2 protein-coding genes are annotated in these 1,819 nt (G+C 69.0%); one reads left to right on the top strand and one right to left on the bottom strand.

What is annotated here, in order from left to right:
• Positions 1-77: 77 nt before the first annotated feature.
• The gene (locus AB0C29_RS46550; RefSeq protein ID WP_360834547.1) at positions 78-698 is read right to left on the bottom strand and encodes a TetR/AcrR family transcriptional regulator; all 621 of its coding nucleotides are present in this window, start codon (positions 696-698) and stop codon (positions 78-80) included.
• Here AB0C29_RS46550 and AB0C29_RS46545 point away from each other — a divergent pair.
• Positions 682-1,608 carry a 2-dehydropantoate 2-reductase N-terminal domain-containing protein gene (locus AB0C29_RS46545; RefSeq protein WP_360834545.1) on the top strand — a complete coding sequence of 309 codons (927 nt, stop codon included), beginning with the start codon at positions 682-684 and terminating at the stop codon, positions 1,606-1,608. The genes AB0C29_RS46550 and AB0C29_RS46545 overlap by 17 nt on opposite strands.
• Positions 1,609-1,819 lie beyond the last annotated feature (211 nt).

Here is a 1,819-nt window from a genome sequence, read left to right as displayed (position 1 = left end):
TCCGGATCGGGCGACGGGCGACGGGCAGCGGGCAGCGGGCAGCGGGCAGCGGGCAGCGGGCAGCGGGCGACGCAGCGTCAGGTGCCGGTCGGTGGTGCGCTCATCGCCGCCGCCAGGAACGTGATCGCCCAGTCCCGGGCCGCCTCGCCCGATCCGGAGGTCGACGGGCGCTGGTTGTAGAGATTGACGCGGTCCACAGCGGTCACCGCGAGGATTCCCCGCAACCGGAACCACAGCTCCTCCGCGGGCAGGTCAGGCAGCGCGTGCCGGAAAGCGGCCACGAAACGGTCGCGAACCGTGTCCTCGGCCGGGCCGGTCCAGGCCCGGGTCTCCTCGGCCGGGTCGCTGAGGATGGTCACGATCAGCCGGGACGTCCGGGCGCCGCTCTCCACGCCGGCCGGCATCTCGTCGAACAGCGGCCCCACGAAGGCCGCGACCAGGTCGGCAACCGCCGGGTCAGACGTCCGGGCGAGCAAAAGGTCGAGCCCGGCGGCCTGCGCGGCGTTGATCGGCTCGATCACCCGGCGGGCTACCGCGGCCAGCAGCTCCGCCTTCGAGCCGAAGTGGTATGCGACGGCGGCCAGATTCGCCCCGGCGCGGTCGGTGATCGCGCGGACCGAGGTCCCGCGGTAACCACGCTCGGCGAACAGGTGCTCGGCCGCATCGAGGAGCTGGGTGCGGGTGTCGATCGAAGCCACGTGTGCCACCATACAAACGTTTGATTCAAACGAGCGTTTGAAAGAGGCCAAGATGAAGATCCTCGTGTACGGCGCCGGTGTCCTCGGCACTCTGTATGCCGCCCGCCTGCACGAGGCCGGGCACGACGTCGCCCTCCTCGCTCGCGGCCGGCGCCTGGCCGCGCTACGCGAGCACGGCGTGCTGCTCGCCGAGGGCGACAATCCAGCGGTACGGCGGGTGTCGGTGCCGATCGTCGAGAAGCCGTCCAACGGGTACGACCTGATCACCGTCTTCGTCCGCACCCACCAGATCGACGCGGTGCTGGAGTCACTGGCCACCGTCGACGGCGACGTGCTGTTCCTGCTCAACTGGGCGGCCGGAGCAGAACCGCTGGCCGCAATACTCGGCCCCGAGCGCGTACTGCTCGGCTTCCCCAATGCCGGCGGAACAATGGACGGCGACGTGGTCCGCTACCGCGCGACCAGCCTGCTGAACCGACTGGTCCCGATGACGATCGGCGGCACCGGCCCACGCTTGGAACGAATCATGCAGGCGTTCCGCACGGCCGGGATCCGAGCCAGGGCCGAGCCACAAATGGACGCCTGGCTCACCACGCACGCCGCATTCGAGGTACCCCTCAGCCAAGCCGCGCACGCAGCCGGCGGCCCAGCCGCACTGGCCGCCGACCCGGAAGCGGTCCGCACCATGCTGCACCACATCCGAGAAAACCTGTCCGCCCTGCCGACACCGCCAGTCCCCCGCGCCTTCGCCGCATTGAAGACCCTGCCGGAAGCCCTCCTCGTGCCCCTGCTACGAAGCTTCCTACGCAGCCCAACAGCTGTCCAAAGCGGCCTGAGCGACACCACCCCAACCGCAACAGCCGAACACAACCGCCTGGCCAACCAACTACAAAACCGAACCAAGCAATAACACAAACACCGCAGGGCGAGGCACGTGGGTCTGTAAAACGAACGGTGTAACTCCTGATCAAGGAGCGATGCCGTGACAGAGTCAACGACAGCCGTGGATACTCCCGCGGTGGCGAAGAAAGATCCCGACGGCGGGGTGGACGCCGAACTGGTGGCCCGGTTGGTCGAGCAGGCCCGCGCAGCGGGCCAGCAACTGACCGGTGAAGGTGGTC

It is taken from the genome of Actinoplanes sp. NPDC048791, assembly GCF_040650095.1.
Classification (GTDB): Bacteria; Actinomycetota; Actinomycetes; order Mycobacteriales; family Micromonosporaceae; genus Actinoplanes.
The sequence above is the reverse complement of the archived record's forward strand: the minus strand, read 5'-3'. Positions and strand labels throughout refer to the sequence as shown.